General features: G+C 31.5%; 19 protein-coding genes. 6 read left to right on the top strand and 13 right to left on the bottom strand.

Features of this window, described 5'->3' with window-relative positions; genetic code table 11:
• Positions 1 to 13: 13 nt before the first annotated feature.
• The 3 genes from ACY2IJ_RS05570 to ACY2IJ_RS05560 are packed head-to-tail and all read left to right on the top strand — an operon-like array spanning position 14 to position 3,118.
• Complete coding sequence (locus ACY2IJ_RS05570; protein ID WP_476726164.1) at positions 14 to 913, top strand: hypothetical protein; 900 nt, start codon at positions 14 to 16, stop codon at positions 911 to 913.
• Between the two features lie 24 nt (positions 914 to 937).
• Positions 938 to 2,134: a cadherin repeat domain-containing protein gene (locus ACY2IJ_RS05565; protein ID WP_476726163.1), complete on the top strand. Its 1,197-nt coding sequence runs from the start codon at positions 938 to 940 to the stop codon at positions 2,132 to 2,134.
• Between the two features lie 54 nt (positions 2,135 to 2,188).
• Complete coding sequence (locus tag ACY2IJ_RS05560) at positions 2,189 to 3,118, top strand: hypothetical protein (protein WP_476726162.1); 930 nt, start codon at positions 2,189 to 2,191, stop codon at positions 3,116 to 3,118.
• 56 nt (positions 3,119 to 3,174) lie between these two features.
• On the opposite strand, the gene ACY2IJ_RS05555 is transcribed toward ACY2IJ_RS05560, so the two are convergent.
• The 3 genes from ACY2IJ_RS05555 to ACY2IJ_RS05545 all read right to left on the bottom strand — a co-directional run bounded on the left by ACY2IJ_RS05555 (position 3,175) and on the right by ACY2IJ_RS05545 (position 6,022).
• On the bottom strand, positions 3,175 to 3,375 hold the full coding sequence (locus ACY2IJ_RS05555; protein ID WP_476726161.1) for a hypothetical protein: 201 nt from the start codon (positions 3,373 to 3,375) through the stop codon (positions 3,175 to 3,177).
• Positions 3,376 to 3,417: 42 nt separating this feature from the next.
• Positions 3,418 to 3,855, bottom strand: coding sequence for an Hsp20/alpha crystallin family protein (locus tag ACY2IJ_RS05550; RefSeq protein WP_476726160.1), 438 nt, complete (start codon positions 3,853 to 3,855; stop codon positions 3,418 to 3,420).
• Between the two features lie 196 nt (positions 3,856 to 4,051).
• The gene (locus ACY2IJ_RS05545; RefSeq protein ID WP_476726159.1) at positions 4,052 to 6,022 is read right to left on the bottom strand and encodes a bifunctional metallophosphatase/5'-nucleotidase; all 1,971 of its coding nucleotides are present in this window, start codon (positions 6,020 to 6,022) and stop codon (positions 4,052 to 4,054) included.
• Positions 6,023 to 6,223: 201 nt separating this feature from the next.
• On the opposite strand from ACY2IJ_RS05545, the gene ACY2IJ_RS05540 reads away from it, so the two are divergent.
• Positions 6,224 to 6,646: a secondary thiamine-phosphate synthase enzyme YjbQ gene (locus tag ACY2IJ_RS05540; RefSeq protein WP_476726158.1), complete on the top strand. Its 423-nt coding sequence runs from the start codon at positions 6,224 to 6,226 to the stop codon at positions 6,644 to 6,646.
• Here the strand turns inward: ACY2IJ_RS05540 and ACY2IJ_RS05535 are convergent, their stop codons facing one another.
• The 10 genes from ACY2IJ_RS05535 to ACY2IJ_RS05490 form a co-directional block, all read right to left on the bottom strand.
• Entirely contained in the window at positions 6,647 to 7,573 is a 927-nt protein-coding gene (locus tag ACY2IJ_RS05535) for an SGNH/GDSL hydrolase family protein (protein ID WP_476726157.1), read from the bottom strand.
• An 84-nt stretch (positions 7,574 to 7,657) separates the two neighbouring features.
• On the bottom strand, positions 7,658 to 8,041 hold the full coding sequence (locus tag ACY2IJ_RS05530; RefSeq protein WP_476726156.1) for an alkyl hydroperoxide reductase: 384 nt from the start codon (positions 8,039 to 8,041) through the stop codon (positions 7,658 to 7,660).
• Positions 8,042 to 8,086: 45 nt separating this feature from the next.
• The gene (locus ACY2IJ_RS05525; protein ID WP_476726155.1) at positions 8,087 to 9,373 is read right to left on the bottom strand and encodes a cryptochrome/photolyase family protein; all 1,287 of its coding nucleotides are present in this window, start codon (positions 9,371 to 9,373) and stop codon (positions 8,087 to 8,089) included.
• Positions 9,360 to 10,061, bottom strand: a complete 702-nt coding sequence (locus ACY2IJ_RS05520) for a lycopene cyclase domain-containing protein (RefSeq protein ID WP_476726154.1) — start codon at positions 10,059 to 10,061, stop codon at positions 9,360 to 9,362. The genes ACY2IJ_RS05525 and ACY2IJ_RS05520 overlap by 14 nt, the downstream gene beginning before the upstream one ends.
• On the bottom strand, positions 10,061 to 10,519 hold the full coding sequence (locus ACY2IJ_RS05515) for a sterol desaturase family protein (RefSeq protein ID WP_476726153.1): 459 nt from the start codon (positions 10,517 to 10,519) through the stop codon (positions 10,061 to 10,063). The genes ACY2IJ_RS05520 and ACY2IJ_RS05515 overlap by 1 nt, the downstream gene beginning before the upstream one ends.
• Positions 10,512 to 10,973: a hypothetical protein gene (locus tag ACY2IJ_RS05510; RefSeq protein WP_476726152.1), complete on the bottom strand. Its 462-nt coding sequence runs from the start codon at positions 10,971 to 10,973 to the stop codon at positions 10,512 to 10,514. The genes ACY2IJ_RS05515 and ACY2IJ_RS05510 overlap by 8 nt, the downstream gene beginning before the upstream one ends.
• A gap of 1 nt (position 10,974) precedes the next feature.
• Positions 10,975 to 11,811: a phytoene/squalene synthase family protein gene (locus ACY2IJ_RS05505; RefSeq protein WP_476726151.1), complete on the bottom strand. Its 837-nt coding sequence runs from the start codon at positions 11,809 to 11,811 to the stop codon at positions 10,975 to 10,977.
• A gap of 5 nt (positions 11,812 to 11,816) precedes the next feature.
• Complete coding sequence (locus ACY2IJ_RS05500) at positions 11,817 to 13,274, bottom strand: phytoene desaturase family protein (RefSeq protein WP_476726150.1); 1,458 nt, start codon at positions 13,272 to 13,274, stop codon at positions 11,817 to 11,819.
• A gap of 143 nt (positions 13,275 to 13,417) precedes the next feature.
• Positions 13,418 to 14,266 (bottom strand): LytR/AlgR family response regulator transcription factor, encoded by an 849-nt coding sequence (locus tag ACY2IJ_RS05495; protein WP_476726149.1) that lies wholly within the window; start codon positions 14,264 to 14,266, stop codon positions 13,418 to 13,420.
• Positions 14,267 to 14,269: 3 nt separating this feature from the next.
• Positions 14,270 to 15,184: a lysophospholipid acyltransferase family protein gene (locus tag ACY2IJ_RS05490; protein WP_476726148.1), complete on the bottom strand. Its 915-nt coding sequence runs from the start codon at positions 15,182 to 15,184 to the stop codon at positions 14,270 to 14,272.
• 61 nt (positions 15,185 to 15,245) lie between these two features.
• On the opposite strand from ACY2IJ_RS05490, the gene ACY2IJ_RS05485 reads away from it, so the two are divergent.
• Both ACY2IJ_RS05485 and ACY2IJ_RS05480 read left to right on the top strand, forming a co-directional pair.
• Entirely contained in the window at positions 15,246 to 15,893 is a 648-nt protein-coding gene (locus ACY2IJ_RS05485) for a rhomboid family intramembrane serine protease (protein ID WP_476726147.1), read from the top strand.
• Between the two features lie 72 nt (positions 15,894 to 15,965).
• A complete protein-coding gene (locus ACY2IJ_RS05480) occupies positions 15,966 to 17,618 on the top strand; it encodes a SulP family inorganic anion transporter (RefSeq protein ID WP_476726146.1) in 1,653 nt (550 codons plus the stop codon).
• Positions 17,619 to 17,633: the final 15 nt, after the last annotated feature.

Below are 17,633 nucleotides of genomic sequence, written 5' to 3'. Positions count from 1 at the left end.
ATAAGATCAAAAAATGAAAAAAAAATTAATGAATGTTTTGCACTTACTAATTGTTGTAAATTTAGTGGCATGCAGTAGCAATTCAGAAGAAATTAACGAGCCTACAAAACCAGAAACACCAACCATTCAACCAATAGCAGCTACCAAAGCTACTTTTGTAGGAAAAACAGTTGCTACAGATGATAATGTTACTTATTTAACTTTTGATTTAGATGAAAGTAACCAAGCAAACACATATGTAGCGTTAGAAAACTATAACAAAAATTATTCTTATCAGCTGCAATTAACCGGGGTTTACACAAAAGAGGTTTATAATGTAAATACGGTTGATAAAGTAACTTTAAAACAAGAAGAGCGTTTAAGCACAACAGTCTCATCAGCAACTGCCAAAACAATGTATTTTGACTTAGCTTCTTTAGAAATGAAGTCGGATTTTTACACTGGAGTTTTAGTAGAAGTAGACAGCAACAATAAATTGCTTTTACAAAATACTTTAGAAACAGATACACGTAGTTTTCAATTTATAGATCAAGGAAGTTCCGATTTTTATACAACAATAAGAGCTTCTCAAGCCAATGGAGCTATTGCAAGTACAGGGCATCCTATAGGATATTCCATAAAATTAGAGGCTACTGTTTTAAGCAAAGCCAAAGCATATAATTATCCAGGAGAAATTCATCAAATAGCATTTTACACCGTAGCTGATCAAACTTTGGTAAAAAAAACAGCAACTATAACTTCGTCTAGTTCTAGTTCTGTAAACGGTGGTACAAGCTATTACACATCTTTTAAATTTATTAGCCCTAGTAACATTGGACTTGTGTCTGGAGATTATTTAGTAAGAATGGAAGTGTTTAAAAACGGAAGCGGAATTGTTAAAACGTCTCCTTTTCAAAAATTTAAAGTGCAATAAACAAATACTACAAACCAACCAACTATGAAAACATTAGACTATTTATCAAAATTTTTAATATGCACCATATTTTGTGCATCTGTATTAGTTATCAGCTGTTCCAAAGAAGATGAAGTAAATGAACCTAAGAACGGAGCACCAGTTTTAGAAGATTATACAATAACTGTTTCAGAAAATATTATTGATAGCTTTAACATACTAACTTTTTTTGCCACAGATGTAGAAGAAGATGAACTGACATACACCATAAAGCAAAACTCAAATGATTTGTTTAAAATCACAAAAAATGGAACAAATGTAATTTTAAGATTACAAGAGAATAAAAAATTAGATTTTGAAACAGCAACAACCCATACCATTGTAGTAAGCGTATCTGATGGAGAACTAGTAGACACTGCAACAATTACAATTAACGTATCAGATGTAGAAGATTCTGTAAGTGTTACAGCAGCAAATATAAGTTCAAAAGTAAGTAGAATTGAAAATCAGTACAATTTTAAACATACAACTAGCAATGCTGTACAAATAGAAGTAGAAGGTTATAATGAGAATTATACGTACGAACTAAAATTAATAGGAAACTACTTTAAAAAAGAATATACAGTGAATTTAAGCAAATTAATAACTGGAGTAGGCAAAGACTTTAGTGAGATGAAAGCGAGTTTACTTGTTCCAATAATTAGTGCTAAAACAACTTTACTAGCAGATGTTGAAAACTTAGACATGGATGCTGATACCTACAGCGTAGTTTTAATAGAAAAAGAAAGTGGAGCAGAAATTAATGTAACTGGAGAGTCTTTAGATTATGTGGTTATAGACACCGATGCGACTAGCTTTTTAAGTGGAACTCAATTAGAATCTGTTAGTTGGGCAAAATTAACAGAATTAAATTTAAGCGTAGCAGATTTTAGAGTAAGACCTACAATTACCAATTATATTAAAGGAATAGGAGTTCAGTTAGGAGTGTATGATTTGGATTTGAATTTACTAGGGGTAATTAATAACAGTGGTAGCAATGGAGCTAGTGCAGGAACGTATTCTTACAGGTTTACAAGTTCTAAAATAAACAATATTATTCCAGAAAACGGAGAATATTTATTTAGACTACAAGAAAGTAAAAGTGCGAGTGATCCAGTTAATAAGGTGTATAAAAATGCACTTTTTCAAAAAATACAAGTAAAAAAAGCAGGGAATATATTAGCAGCTCTTAAAAACGATTAAATAGAGTATTGTAAAGAAAAATAAAAAATAATCATCATAAACAAAGAAAAAAAGATGTTACAAAAAATAAATATATTAATGTTAGGTCTGGCCTTTTTAACTGCTTGTTCATCTAGTAGTGATGATGCTATAGTAACCATACAAGAAGCAAGTGCAACCAAAGCGGTTTTAAAAGAAAAAACAGGGCAAGGATATCCTAGGGTTACAGACGATACCAATAGTACAGAAACGTACGATATTACAGCTGCATCACAAGTAACCATAGAAAATTACAATGCTGCCTATACTTATAAATTAAAATTTACGGGACAACAATATGGTAAGGAATATCAGGCCAATTTAATAGAAGAGGAAGAAGAAAACACTAGAGATGAAGAAAAAAAATCAAAAAGAATGGCTTTGGCAGTAGTTTCAGAACCTACAAGCCCTAACAATGGTACTGTAATTAAGTTTGATGTTGCTAATTTAAAAATGGATGTAGATTTTTATGATGTAACCTTAGTAGAAGTAGAAAGTAAGAATGAAATTTTGGTAGGAAATTACTCAGACAATACACAGCCTTATAGAATTTTAGATCTTAATAGTACAAAATTAGCTACCTCTATAGCTATACAAATTCCAAATAATATTGGCTATGTAACCAGTATTACAGAAAGTCAAATTTATCATTTAAACTTTGTGGGTAGAAATCAAAAAAGATTATATGTAAAAAGCACAGAAACTCCGTATTTAGTGTTTTTAAATAAAAACGATAAATCTTTAGTAAAGAGAATAGAAGTTACCTATCCGTCTACAATTTACGATAACAATGCCAATACAAATTATTACAGTTATGATGTAATGGATACAGCCAAAACTACTGGAATAGCTGCAGGTGCATATTGGGTTCGTTTAGAAATGATGAATAGTGCTAATACAATCATATCCCAATCACCCCTAATACCTTTAAATATTACCGCCAACTTGTTAGAGGTGTTAAAGTAAATTAAAAGGCAATCAATAGAATAAGAAAAGCTCCCAATTTAAGGGAGCTTTTTAGTTTAAGATGCTAACTGATAATTGTCTGTAAGTGTAGCTTCTATTATTTGTGCATATTTTTTAAATTTATCTTGTTGCAACCATTTTTTTAGTTGCTCCAGTTCACAAGTGTTTAACCATCTTTTGGCTTTTAACAACTCTTTATTAAACAAATCTTGATTTGGATATACTTGACTTAATACATGTTTTTGTAACTCAATCATAACAATTAAAATTTAGAAAGACACACATTTAAAATTTTTAAATTACTTGACCGTAATTAATTTTATAGGTTTCGGTTTTGCTTCTTCCTTTTTAGGGATGTAAATGGTTAAAACACCATCAGCGTATTTGGCATCAATTTTTTCTTGTTCTATAGTATCGGTTAATGTAAAAGATCTACTAAAAGATTGATAACAATATTCTTTTAAAGAGTATTGTGCATCTTTATTGTTTTCTTGAGTGGTTTCTTTTTCTGATGAAATGGTTAATTGCCCATTGTTTACTTCTATTTTTAAATCTTCTTTTTTAAAACCAGGGATGGCCATTTCAATGGAAAAACCATCATTGTCTTCTAAAATATTTACCAAAGGAATGCTGGTGTTTGTTTTTGAGTAGTGCTTGCTTAAACCGTTCAATCCATCATGGTTAAAAAAGCGATCAAACAAGTCTGGATACGTATTTGAAAATTTTACTAATGACATGATATTAAAATTTTAAGTTAAACAATCTATTTTTTAAACTATAAATTACAAAACTTATACCAAGGCATTTGTGTCTGAAAAAATGACATTTTAGAAAGAAGAATTGTCAGTGTTAATGTATTGATTGATATGTGTTTATTAAATAAAAAAGCCAGTAGAGAGAACTCTACTGGCTTAAGAAAAAGAGGTGAATGGTTTAATTTAATTTTACAATTCTTGTATCGTTTTCAATACTAGTTTCTTCTGCACTATATGCTGTTTCTAAAGAAGCATGTTTCGCTAACATATATTCAGCAATGGCATCTTGCTCTCCTCCTGTATAACTAAACGTTGAATTGTTGTTTGGATCGTTTGTTAAAATTGCTCCAGGATATGCAGTGTCTTCTCCATAACCAGCACCCTCGTAAAAGTTGATTCTGTTTGGAGCAGATAATTCGGCAAAAGGATATAAGTCCCCTCCACTAGCTAAAAAGTTTAAGGTTACTAAGTTAAAAGTTCTATTGGCATCTCCTTGAATGTTTCCTCCATCAATCACTAAATCTTCACCAATAGATAATTTTTGTACTCTGTTTCCTGTTCCTTTTGTAGTTCTAGCCGTTTTAGAAGTATCGTATTCTACAACCATTCCTGCAACTTGTGGAAATTGACCAGGGGTAGCTCCATCTGCAGAAGCAGCAAAACCGTGTTCTAATAAATCTTTTAATTCGGTTGCAGTTACGGTTAATCTTACCAATCCGTTGTCAAATTTAAAAGCAGCTCTTAAATGTCCTTCAGAAATTGTTTTATCGGCAGAAGGTAATAAAGTAGTTGTTCCATCAGGAGCTACTACAATTTGTCCCATGGCAGCTCTAATTCCACCTCCGTTTTTAATAGAAATATCTACAGGTTCTGGAGACAACAAGTTTGCATACCATAAGTTTGCATCGGCAGACATGTTTCCTAAATTGGTTTCTTGAGTTCTTACTTGTTCTCTTCTTCCGTCTAAAAATACGCTAGAGTACCCAATTACGTTAGAAAATTGTTCCTCAATTAAATCGCTTACAGCATCTTCTAAATCAGAAACACCGTTGTTGTTAGATGGATATACTCCGTTGTAAATAGTACTTAAAGTTTCGGTATCAATCACACCGTTTTCATCAAAACCAACAACCAATCTACCTAAGTATTTGTAATCTCCATCTACATTAACAACTAATACAGGTTCGTCGTTAGGGTTGGTAGCTGTGTAAGGATATGTTTCGTCAAAAGCAGTATCTGTTTGGAACAATACATCATTGTCGTCACCCATTCTGGTGTTAGAACCTCCGGCAACAATAATATCAACATCTGTTAACAATTCAGCCAAAGCTTTTTCGACAGAAATTTGCTGCATGTGTGCCAACAATACAATTTTGTTAACTCCCATACCTTTTAAAGCATTTACAGAGGTTTGAATTTCTGCTGCCAATTGTTCGTTGGTAAAATCTATACCAGGAGTAAATGTTAAATTACCTACAGAAGTAATTTTAGGAAATGTTGGAGAACAAGCACCTACAATTCCTATTTTTTGTCCTTTAATAGTTTTAATGGCATATTTAGCTACTTTAGTTCCTAAAGTGTTTGTTTCTGCACCATCTGTACCCACTGTAAAATCTGATTCTCCAGAAAAATTTACATTGGTTGCTAAGTATGGAAAGTTAGATCCCGAAAAAGTAACACCGTCTTTAGATTCAGAAGAAATGGCATCTGCCAATTCACCAGGTCCTTGGTCTAACTCGTGGTTTCCTACTACGGCTGCATCTACTCCAAAAGCGTTGGCAAAAGCAATGTCTATATGTCCAGGCTCGTCACTACCAGTCATTGCTCTAATAACGCTTTCTTCTGCGGTGTTGTAACGTGGTCCAGGAATAATAATATCTCCAGAATTTACTGTTAAAGTATTTTCTCCAAATAAAACATCATTTTGGAAGTGTTTTACCAAAGTAGCAAATTGATTAATGCTGTTTAATGCAATTTCCTCATCACCATCAACATCTGCATAGTGTAATAATTGCAAAACAAAATCGCTGTTTTCTAATTTAGCTTGTACAGAAGCATCTACTTCTACAATTTTTTCTACTTCTCTAATTTCTTCATCACAGCTATATAAAGCAAAAGCAATAGCCATGGTATAGATTATTTTTTTCATAATGTTTTTAAAGTTTTGTAACAAGGTAAATTTAGCTTGCACTTTACGTGGTTGTATTAGATGAAGGTTATTGAAATGTCAACAATCCATATTTTATCTTAAATCCATAAAGTTTTAGGAACCTAAACTTTAATTAAAAAAAATGTATATGTGTGCAGAAAAATAGAAATTAGTAGATTTGATTTATAAGGATGAATTGAGATGAAATTTTATCAGAAAGAAATACAGTTACAAGCTAAAAGCAGAGGTTACCATTTAATTACAGAAGATATAGAAGCAGCGATGCCTCTAATTTTAAATATTAAAATAGGGCAATTACAAGTGTTTATCAAACACACTTCGGCAAGTTTAACAATTAATGAGAATGCAGATCCTACGGTTCGTTTGGATTTTGAAACGCATATTAATAAAATGATTCCTGAAGATATGCCTTATTACAAGCACAATTATGAAGGAAGTGATGATATGCCAGCACATATTAAAGCATCTATGTTAGGAAACTCGGTTACAATTCCTATTACCAATGGGAAATTGAATTTAGGTATTTGGCAAGGAATTTATTTAGGAGAACACAGAAATTACGGAGGCTCTAGAACTATTGTAATTACCGCTTTTGGGGAGTAACTATTTAGAGTTTAAAAGTTGATGAATCTCTTTTTGAATTGCAGTATAATTCTCTTTTGCTTTTGTCATAGAAATTCCTGTTTTCATGTTAGGTCGTTTGTGTTTTGTGTGGGTTAACCATGCATCTTTCATTAATTGTTGTCTTTTATTAATAAGCTGATAAATAGCTTTTCCGTTGGAATATGGAGCTATAGCTTGGTTAAAAGTTTTATAAGCTAACATGTTGGAATAACCCAAACTAGTTAAAATTTGCTGAGCCATTACCCAATGACCTTGTGGGGTGGGGTGAATTCCATCACGAGTAAATACAAAATCAGGATTTATTTTTCGTTGATTTAACAATTCGTTTTTCATTGCTTCATGAACATCAATTACTTTCCAATTGTCGGTGTATTTTAAACTCATTAACCAAGAGGAATACAAATCAATAACATTGCTATAAGCAGGGTCTAATACGTTGTCATAAGGAGTGGGAGTAAAATAAATAACAGGAATTTTACGTTTTGTAATTTGATAATTTAACCATAGCATTCCTTTTTTAAAGGCTTTGAATCTTTTTTCGTTGAAAGGCAAATATATTCCATCATTGATACCGTAACAAGCAATGATAAAATCGGGTTGAGTTTTGTTTAAAACTCTGTCTAAACGTTCTTGCAATTTAGGACGAGGAAATGCTCCTTTTGCATGGTTGGGTTCTGACAGTTTTGAAACAGTTTCGCTTGGCAAACCAACATTTATATATTCTTTAGTGAAAGATGGATTTTCTAATGATAAAATGGTTTCTAAATAAGAAATATAATGTCCTTGGTAGGTAATGCTATTTCCTAAAAACAGAATTTTTTTAGCTGTTGCTGGGAGGTTGTAAACCGTTTGAGCAGTTAGAGATGCACTTACAAATAAGAGGATTAGTATGTGTAATTTTTTCATTTGATTAGATCTTAAAGGTTATAAATGTAATCAAAACTATTTTTAGAAAAATTGAATCATTAAAATGATAAGTTCAAAATTTACTTATTGCAATTTCCATTTGTATTCTTTATGTACTTTCCATAAAATACATCCAAAAGGAATCCACCAAATTAAGTCGTTAAAAATAAGTGTATAAAAAAACTGAAAAGGAACAATTCCTTCTATATAATTGCCAACAAAGCCAATAGGACCAAAAATTTTACCTAAAAAACCAACGGCTACAATGGGCCAATGTTTCATAGGATTGTAAGAGGCTAACCAGTAGCCAATACCATACACCCCCACAATCATTCCCACACCTTGCCAAATCATATGAAGGTTTAAACGATCCATGCCTACCAAATCAAAAAAATGATTAGGAAATAAGACCACCCAGGCACCCCATAAAAGATTATATATTGCTGCAATTTTTAATGTAACCTTCATGATTATGTATTTATGTGTGTAATTGTTTCGTTGTGTTTTCAACTATTAACTGTTATTCAATGCTTTTTTGTAAGTATTAATAGCTCTTTCTCTAGCCATTTTATGATCTACCATAGGTTTTGGATAAGTAAATTCGGTTAGTTCTGGAATCCACTTTTGTATGTATTCATGTTTTTTGTCAAATTTTTCTAGTTGTGTAGTTGGGTTAAACACTCTAAAATAAGGAGCTGCATCGCAGCCTGTTCCAGCAGCCCATTGCCAATTTCCGTTGTTGGCAGCCAGTTCGTAATCTAATAGTTTTTGAGCAAAATAAGCTTCTCCCCACTTCCAATCAATAAGCAGGTGTTTACATAAAAAACTTGCCACAATCATACGAACTCGGTTGTGCATATGTCCGGTAGTGTTTAATTCTCTCATACCTGCATCTACTATGGGGTAACCTGTTTGTCCCTCGCACCATTTTTTAAATTCGTCTTCGTTATTTCTCCAAGGAATAGCATCGTATTTGGCTCTAAAACTCTGATGCTGTACGTTGGGGAAATGAAATAGAATTTGCATAAAAAACTCTCTCCAAATTAATTCACTTAAATAAGTTTCATTTTGTTCAGCAAAATCTAGAATTATTTTTCGAATACTTAAGGTTCCAAAACGAAGATGAATTCCTATTCGAGTAGTATGTTCTTTGGCTGGAAAATCTCTATATTCTCCGTAATTGGTAATGTTTTTTGAAGAAAATTCGGGAATAGAAATTGTAGAGGGAACAAAACCAATGTCTGCAAGTTTAGGAAATTTAGAGTTGAATTTTAAAAAGTTAGAAACCGTACAAATAGTTGTGGTTAATTTTGTTTTTTGAAATTTGTTAAGCCATTTTTTTTTATAGGGAGTATATATAGTATATGGAGTTCCATCGGCTTTTACAATTTCGTTTTCTTCAAAAATTACTTGATCTTTAAAACGATAAAATTCGGCATTGTGTTCTTTTGCTAGTTTGTAAATAGTTCTGTCTCTATGTAAAGCATAAGGTTCGTAATCTTTGTTGGTGTATATGTGTTGAATTTTATATTTTTTAAAAAGTTGTTCCCAAATTTGTACTGGGTCGCCATGTAATACCAAAAGGCTGGTGTCATGATTTTTTAATTCGCTATAAATTTTTGCAAGTGTAGAGTGAATAAATTCTACACGAGCATCATTTTTAGGAAGTTCATCTAAAATATTTTCATCAAAAATAAAAATAGGAAGTACGGGTAAATCTCCTTCCAAAGCTTTGTTTAACCCTGTGTTGTCAAACAAACGCAAATCTCTTCTAAACCAGAATACGTTAACTTTTTGCATTTCTTTTTTCTTTAGTTTTTTTTAAAAGTTGATGAAAATAAATATTTCCAAAAATTAATAACATTCCATAAAAAGCATCTTCTATAGGAATGGTAAATAGTCTAATTCCTAAATTTTGTGTGTTGTTGTACCAAACAATAGGAGTAGCAATAAAACTCCCAGTTAAAATTCCGTTACTAACAAAAAAGAATGGTAAAATAGTTGCAAAAGTTAAATAGTAATAAAATAGGTTTACCTTTTTTTTATGTAGAAATAATAAAAAAACTCCTAAACATAAAAAGGTTAAAAAAGAATACCATTTTTGATAATTTAAAATGCTTAAACCTATGTAAAATAAAGCCAATGTGTAATTTAGTTTAACAAGCTTATTACTATGTTTTTTGTTGGGAAGTAAATAAATAAAAGCAAAAAAGGTGAAAGAACACGCGTAGGGAATACAAACAAAAAATAAAATTTCTTCTAAAGGCAAATGTCCTAAATAAATACCTGTAATATAATCTTGATTGAATCCCCAAAAACCAAGTTTGGTAAAAATTTCATCCCATATTAAAAAGAAAGTAGCCACTAATAAACAGCTAACAAAAAAAGGTTTCCACTCTTTATAAAAAGCATGTTTGCGATAAAAACTAGCCAACAAAGGAATGGAAATACAAGCCAGGTCAATAAACAAATATGTGTAAGCTTGCATTAAAAATATTGTTTAAAGTATTTAATAGGAACGTACAACATACCAAAACATTCTCCGTCTTGTTTTCCTAAATGTTTGTGATGTACTTTATGTGCTTTTCTAAGTGATTTTATGTATGGATTTTTAATGTTTTTAAACCAAGGAAATCGTTGATGAATGATGATATCGTGCACTAAAAAATAGGCAATACCATAAAACAAAATTCCCAAACCTATAAAAAATAAATAGTTGAGTTCTGGGCGAATTCCGTAATAGAACAATGCAATACTAGGAATGGCAAAAATGACAAAAAAAGCATCATTTTTTTCAAAAACACCTTGGTATTTGGGTTGATGATGATCTTCATGCAAATACCATAAAAAACCATGCATTACAAATTTATGTGTACACCAGGTAATACACTCCATCAATAAAAACGTACCCAGGGTAGTTAAGAAGAACAAAATTAGGTTATTCATGTTGTATTTTTTTTAGATGATTTAAAATCACTTTTTGATAGCTGTGCGGTATGTTACTTTTGTTGATGTTGTTCTGTATGTATTGATAATCTTTTTCTAAATGATCTCTATATCCTAAAAATTTAGGAGCCATTTTTTGTGTCAACCAACGAATGTACTTGGCTTCAATATTTTTAGGGTTTTTAGCTATAAAATTTTCCAGCTTTTTTTTTCCTTTTTTAAAGGTACTTAACTTCTCAAAAGGAGACCAAACAAATTCTGCTTTTTTCATGAGTGCTGCAGCGTGGTAAGGAATTACTTGTTGGCAAGTTGAGGTTTCACAAATAGCAATCATTTGTTCTAATTCTTGTTTGTTTACTCCTTTTTGAAAAATGCCTCTAATGTTGTTTAGTTCGTTGCAATTTTGTGCATAGAATTTAGAGAACATTAATAAGAAAATAAATAACAATCTCATCTTAAACTAATCTTAATGAATATTTTGTGTAAGCTCTCATTAAAATAAAAACTTTAGTGGAATTAGAAACACGAATACGTTGATTCATAATTTCTTCACTTGTAGTAGCTTTTAGTTTTTTTAGCAGTTTTAAATAGTATTTGTAAGCTAAGTAAACTCCCATTTTACTTTCTATAGGAAGCTTTTTAATTCCAATAAGTGCTTGTTCAAAATCAGCTTCAATATCATTAATAATTTCTTGTTTGGTTTGAGGGCTCATGGGTAATGAGGTTAAGTTAGGAAAGTAAGAACGATCTAGGTTTTCCAAATCATCTTTTAAATCACGTAAAAAATTTACTTTCTGAAATGCCGATCCTAATCTCATGGCATAAGGTTTTAGCTCCTGAAACTTTTGTTCGTTGTTGTTTACAAAAACTCGTAAACACATTAAGCCCACAACATCGGCAGAACCATAAATGTAGGCTTCGTAGTCTTGCTGAGAAATGTAAGTAGTTTGAGACAAATCTCGTCTCATACTTTTTAAAAAGTCTTTAACAAAAGGTTGTAAATCATAACAATGAACAACCTCTTGAAAAGCATTTAATATTGGGTTTAAACTTATTTTACGATCTAATGCTTTGTAATAATCAGCTTCAAATTCATCTAACAATTCTTGTTGTGGATACTCTGAAAAAGTATCTACAATTTCATCTGCATAACGAACAAAACCATAAATGGCATAAATAGCAGGGCGAATAGAAGGTTTAAATAGCAAAATTCCCATAGAGAAAGAGGTGCTATAGCTTTTGGTAATCAATTGGCTACATTGGTAACTTGTGTTGTCAAAAAGTGCTTTCATAATTACTAGTTTTTTAAAATGAGTTTGCTAACAATTTCTCCAGAAATAATGGCAGGTGGAACTCCGGGTCCTGGTACAGTTAGCTGACCTGTAAAATACAGGTTGTTTACTTTTTTACTTTTTAATTTAGGCCTTAGAATATGGGTTTGCAACAAGGTATTGGCCAATCCGTAGGCATTTCCTTTGTAAGAATTAAACTGTTCTTTAAAATCATTAACACAATAACTCTCTTTAAAACGTACGAAAGGAGCTATACTTTGGTTTGTTATTTTTTCTAATCGGTTTATAATAATGTTAAAATAATGCTCTCGAATATCTAAACTATCAACCAGTCCTGGTGCAATGGGAATTAAAAAAGTAGCTGCTTCTTTTCCTTCAGGAGCAAAATAATCATCTGTAATGCTAGGAAAACTTGCATAAAATAAAGGATCAGTTGGCCATTCTTTGGTGTCGTAAATAGATGTTGCATGAGTGTCAAAATCCGTGTCAAAAAACAAGGTATGATGCGCTACGTTTTCTAGTTTTTTATCAAAGGCTACATAAAATAATAGAGCAGAGGGGGCAAAGGTTTTTTTGTCCCAATAGCTTTCAGAGTATTGACGGTATTCTTTAGGCAGTAATGTTTCTGTAAAATGGTAATCGGCACCGCTTAACAAAACATCACAAGCATAACTTTGGTTGTTGGTAATAACCGATGCAATATTGTTTGATACTAAATTAAAACACTCTACATTTTCGTTGTTTTTTAAAGTTACACCTAGTTCTTTAGCCAAAGCAACCATTCCCATAGCAACTTGGTGCATTCCTTTTTTAGGATGCCAGGTTCCTAGTTTTAAATCTGCATAATTCATAAAGTTGTAGAACTGCGGTGTGGTTTCGGGTTTGGCTCCTAAAAATAAAACAGGAAATTCTAAGACTTGTTTTAAATCTTTATTTTTTATGTATTTGGCTACTTGTGATTTAATGGTACCAAAAAAAGCTCCAATTTTTAATGCTGTTTTTGGAGTAATAATTTCCATTAAGTTTTCACCAGGCTGATAGACCAAATCTTTAATAGCCAAATTGTAATTGTTCTCGGCATTGGCAATAAATTTTTTTAATGCTGTTCCTGCTCCTTTTTCTATGTTTTCAAAAGTGTTTACAATAGTGTCAAAATTGGCTGCTATTTCAATGACTTTATTTACGTCGGAATAAATATGATAGCCAGGATCTAATCTTTCCAATTGGTAATAATCGGAAGGGAGTTTGTTAAAGTCCGAAAAAAACTTTTCAAACACATCAGGCATCCAATAAAAGGTAGGCCCCATATCAAAAACAAATCCATCTTTGTGTAGTTGTTGTGCTCTTCCTCCAAAGTGATTGTTTTTTTCTAAAACAGTAACTTTGTACCCTGCTTTGGCTAAATAACAACTTGCGGCTAAAGATGAAAAGCCTGCACCTATGATTACAATTTCTTTTTGCATTTTTTTTATTTAAAGCTTAGTAGTTAAGCTTGTACAATAATACAATTTAGAAATATTAGCTTGTAAAATATGTGGTTTTTGGGCTTTATTTGTGACCAATGGGAGAATTGGGCATTTCTCCAAGGGTATTTGTGGTTAATGGACTAGTGTTCTAATCGCTCTTTTGGAAAAGACCTAGATATTGGGACTACATGGTCCATGGCTTTAAGGTAAACTTGTAAAGAACGTGCGTTTCCTTCCACTTTTAAAATTTCGTTTTTGTTTACCAAATAAGATCGATGGCATCTTACAAATTGAGGATATTTTTCTAAAATAGTAGCTACTTTTTTTAGGGTAATTCTCATCAATTCTTTTTTAATTTTTTGATGCTCTATATAAAAAATAGTTGTGTAGTTGTTGTTAGATTGTGCGTAAATAATAGCATCTATGTCTAAAGTTAGCGGAGCTTCTTTAATGTTGTCAGAAGGAATGGTAATGGTTTCCTTTTTTTCTTTTCTAATGGTTTCTATAATTTTTGTAGGCTCTAAATTGTACGCTCTATACAAATAGCGTTCTACCAAAAAAATGATGAAAAAAACAGGAAAAACACCTATAGAAAAAACAACAGATACAAATCTTAAAAAAGAAAAATTAGGTAAATAATGTGCAACAAAAGCGTTGTGATAAAAGTAATTACTAGTGCTAATTAATAAAAAAGAAGTAAGTAAAAACAAAGCTTCTTTTTGTACGGTCCAACTTTTAACACTAAAATAAAAAGGAAAAAGTTCGGGTAAAATAAAATAACTTACAAACAAACTAAGTGTTACTAAAATTCCATATCCCATAATTAATAAAGGGTTGGCTTGTATTACTTTAGTAATGCCAAAGGGTTGAAAAATAAACAAAAACAAATAGGTAAACAATCCTACACCTAACACCATTGATAGTTTAATGTTAAGTCTGTCAATTAAAAAGTAAGGCTTGTTACACCAAGATTTGAATTGTTCTATCATAGTTTATTTCTTTTTGATGTAAATTTTTTCGGTACTACCATCTTTTTTCATGTGTTTAAACCTGTTGTGGGTCCAAAAATAAATCTCCGGATTGGCAGTAATATCTCTTTCAAGTTTTTCCCAATACAAATCTGTTAACGGATACGTGTCTGTTCTTTCTGGATTGGTAGATAATAATTCAAAAGAAATTTCATAATGACCTCTTTTAGGCATTTCTACATGCATGTAAATTACGGCAAAATTAAAACGAGAAGCTAACATTTCTGCTCCAGTGTGAATAGGAACTATGTTTCCAAAAACAGGTCCCCAATAATGGGTTTTGCTAGGTCTTGGAGATTGGTCACTAAGCAAACCATACATAGCTTTAACTCCTTTTTTATGGTTAGATATTATGGTAGGAATGGTTTGGTATGTTGGAATAAAAGTAGAACCAAATCGGCCTCTGTTTTCTTTTACATATTTATCAAAATAGGGGTTTTCTACCTCTGTATATGCACCAAAACACTTTAAACTAGTGTGGTGATTAATGTTAAATAACCATTCCCAATTTCCCTGATGAGCTCCTAGTAAAATAACACTTTTATCTAAACGTTCAAGTTCTTTAAAAATTTCAGGATTTACATATTTGTATCTACGATCTAATTCTTTTTGAGGAATACCAAAACCTTTTAACATTTCTATAAAAATATCAACAAAATGTCTGTAAGATTTTTTTTCGATGATTAAAAGTTCTTGCTCTGATTTGTTAGGAAAACAAAGCCTTAAATTCTTTTTTACAACAGATTTTCTATACCCAATAACATAGTAAACTAAATAATAGATGACATTTGATACTCCATATAATATCCAAAGTGGTAATTTTGATATTAGAAAAATAATAGGATATACAATCCAAAAAGTTATTTTGTCTTTATTCATTTTATAAAAATAGGTAAGGACAAATATCGGATATATATCGGACAAAATTAAATCAAACAAAATGAAATTCGTACTAATCGCTTTAATAGCAGCCAATGTCTTGTTTAGTCTACAAGGATTTAAAGATCTAGTTTTTTTTAATAAGTATAAATTCAGCGTGTTAGCTGTACAAAGAGGAGAAAAGTATAGATTGTTTTCTTCTGCTTTTTTACATGCCGATTATTTACACTTAGGGTTTAATATGTATGCATTGTACATATTTTCTGATACAGTGTTAAATTATTTTAACACTATTCAGTACTTATTTATTTATGGATTAAGTCTTTTAGCAGGAAATTATTTATCACTATTAATTCATAAATCCGATCAATATTACACAGCAGTAGGAGCTTCGGGAGCTGTAACAGGAATTGTGTATGCCAGTATTGTGTTGTTTCCAGATATGTCTTTGTATATTTTTCCTTTACCTATTGCTATTAAAGGCTATGTTTTTGGAATAGGATATTTGTTTTATTCTATTTATGGAATGAAAAAACACATTGGAAACATAGGACACACTGCACATTTAGGAGGTGCCATAATGGGATATGTTCTTACGTTGTTACTAATGCCTAAAGTTTTAGAAGTACACCCTTTGCAAACCGCACTTTTAGCTATTCCTATTATTGTTCTAGTAGTTCTTCAAAGAAAAGAATTGTTTACTAAATAACATCAAATATATATTTGTTGGTTTAGGTCGCTTATAAAACCTATTTTTGCAACTTAAAAAAAACATAAAAACATGCGTAATTTTTTTAAAGGGTTTACCGCTAACCCAAAAGATGATGTTTTAGCAGGTATGACCGTTTCTTTGGCAATGATTCCCGAAGTTGTAGCCTTTGCCTTTGTAGCACAAATAGATCCATTAGTTGCACTTTCAGGAGCGTTTATCATTGGTTTGATTACGGCAATTTTTGGAGGTAGACCAGGTTTAATATCTGGAGCAGCAGGTGCTGTAGCTGTAATTTTTGTTCACATGATTCAAGAAGGACATCAAAAAGGAATGTTGTTTGACCAGCCTATAGAAAACATGGGATATTTCTATTTATTAGGAGCTGTTATTCTAATGGGAATCATTCAGATTTTTGCAGGAGTTTTTAAATTAGGACGTTTTGTGCGTTTAATTCCGCACCCTGTAATGTTAGGATTTGTAAACGGTTTGGCAATTGTAATTTTTTGGGCACAAGTAAAAATGTTTAGTCATAAAACATTACAAGTTTCTACAGATGGAGTGAAACAGTACATTACCACATTTATGTCTGGAACAGAATTGTATACAATGTTAGGTTTGGTGTTGTTAACAATGGCAATTATATTTTTGTTACCTAAATTAACCAAAAAAGTTCCTGCATCTTTAACAGCAATTGTAGTGGTTACACTTATTGTGGTAATTTCAGGAATGGATGTTTCTACCGTTGGATCTTATATAAGAGAAGGTGGAGGAGAAGGGTTAAAAGGAGAGTTCCCTACACCAAATATGGAATTATGGCAAAACTTACCCATTAATTTAGATACGTTTTCATTTTTACTACCCTATGCTTTTTTAGCAGCTTCTGTTGGGCTGATAGAATCTTTAATGACCATGAATTTAGTTGATGAATTGACAGATACTAGAGGAGATGGAAATAGAGAGTGTATTGCACAAGGAGTAGGAAACATAACAAGTGGTTTGCTTGGTGGTACTGGTGGTTGTGGTATGATTGGTCAAACGGTTATAAACATTAATGCAAAAGGTAGAGGACGTTTGTCTGGAGTAATGATGGCATTGACATTATTGTCGTTTATTTTGTTTGCAGATAAGTATATTGAACAAGTACCTATTGCAGCATTGGTAGGAGTAATGTTTGTAATGGTTATAGAAACTTTTGCTTGGTCTAGTATTCGTATTTTAAGAAAAATACCTATAGCAGATGCCTTTGTGTTAATAGCTGTATCTGCCATTACAGTAGTGTTTGATTTGGCCATTGCAGTATTTGCTGGAGTTATTATTTCTGCCTTGGTATTTGCATGGGAAAATGCCATTAGAATTAGAGCTAGAAAAAGAATTAAAGACGGAATTCCTACTTATGAAATTTGGGGACCTTTGTTTTTTGGATCGGTAAACGTATTTAATGAAAAGTTTGATCCTAAAAATGATCCTAAATATGTAGAAATAGATTTTATAGAATCTAGAGTAAGTGATCATTCTGGGTTAGAAGCCATAAAAAACATTGTAAACAAATACAATGAGTTAGGAAAGGAAGTAAAATTAAGGCACTTAAGTACTGATTGTAAAATATTACTAAAGAAAGCAGATCCTAAATTTGCAGACATGATTATAGAAAATATAGAAGACCCTCGTTATCATTTGGTAGAAGATCCTGAAGCATTTAAAAAAGGATTAAATGAGGCATAAAAAAAGACGTTCATA

Source organism: Wenyingzhuangia gracilariae, from assembly GCF_056387575.1.
Note: the sequence above shows the minus strand (reverse complement) of the source record. Positions and strands in the feature narration are given on the sequence as shown.

Coding starts and splice junctions, on each gene's coding strand:
- ACY2IJ_RS05570 (WP_476726164.1), top strand. CDS start 14: ATGAAAAAAAAATTAATGAATGTTTTGCACTTACTAATTGTTGTAAAT.
- ACY2IJ_RS05565 (WP_476726163.1), top strand. CDS start 938: ATGAAAACATTAGACTATTTATCAAAATTTTTAATATGCACCATATTT.
- ACY2IJ_RS05560 (WP_476726162.1), top strand. CDS start 2,189: ATGTTACAAAAAATAAATATATTAATGTTAGGTCTGGCCTTTTTAACT.
- ACY2IJ_RS05555 (WP_476726161.1), bottom strand. CDS start 3,375: ATGATTGAGTTACAAAAACATGTATTAAGTCAAGTATATCCAAATCAA.
- ACY2IJ_RS05550 (WP_476726160.1), bottom strand. CDS start 3,855: ATGTCATTAGTAAAATTTTCAAATACGTATCCAGACTTGTTTGATCGC.
- ACY2IJ_RS05545 (WP_476726159.1), bottom strand. CDS start 6,022: ATGAAAAAAATAATCTATACCATGGCTATTGCTTTTGCTTTATATAGC.
- ACY2IJ_RS05540 (WP_476726158.1), top strand. CDS start 6,224: ATGAAATTTTATCAGAAAGAAATACAGTTACAAGCTAAAAGCAGAGGT.
- ACY2IJ_RS05535 (WP_476726157.1), bottom strand. CDS start 7,573: ATGAAAAAATTACACATACTAATCCTCTTATTTGTAAGTGCATCTCTA.
- ACY2IJ_RS05530 (WP_476726156.1), bottom strand. CDS start 8,041: ATGAAGGTTACATTAAAAATTGCAGCAATATATAATCTTTTATGGGGT.
- ACY2IJ_RS05525 (WP_476726155.1), bottom strand. CDS start 9,373: ATGCAAAAAGTTAACGTATTCTGGTTTAGAAGAGATTTGCGTTTGTTT.
- ACY2IJ_RS05520 (WP_476726154.1), bottom strand. CDS start 10,061: ATGCAAGCTTACACATATTTGTTTATTGACCTGGCTTGTATTTCCATT.
- ACY2IJ_RS05515 (WP_476726153.1), bottom strand. CDS start 10,519: ATGAATAACCTAATTTTGTTCTTCTTAACTACCCTGGGTACGTTTTTA.
- ACY2IJ_RS05510 (WP_476726152.1), bottom strand. CDS start 10,973: ATGAGATTGTTATTTATTTTCTTATTAATGTTCTCTAAATTCTATGCA.
- ACY2IJ_RS05505 (WP_476726151.1), bottom strand. CDS start 11,811: ATGAAAGCACTTTTTGACAACACAAGTTACCAATGTAGCCAATTGATT.
- ACY2IJ_RS05500 (WP_476726150.1), bottom strand. CDS start 13,274: ATGCAAAAAGAAATTGTAATCATAGGTGCAGGCTTTTCATCTTTAGCC.
- ACY2IJ_RS05495 (WP_476726149.1), bottom strand. CDS start 14,266: ATGATAGAACAATTCAAATCTTGGTGTAACAAGCCTTACTTTTTAATT.
- ACY2IJ_RS05490 (WP_476726148.1), bottom strand. CDS start 15,184: ATGAATAAAGACAAAATAACTTTTTGGATTGTATATCCTATTATTTTT.
- ACY2IJ_RS05485 (WP_476726147.1), top strand. CDS start 15,246: ATGAAATTCGTACTAATCGCTTTAATAGCAGCCAATGTCTTGTTTAGT.
- ACY2IJ_RS05480 (WP_476726146.1), top strand. CDS start 15,966: ATGCGTAATTTTTTTAAAGGGTTTACCGCTAACCCAAAAGATGATGTT.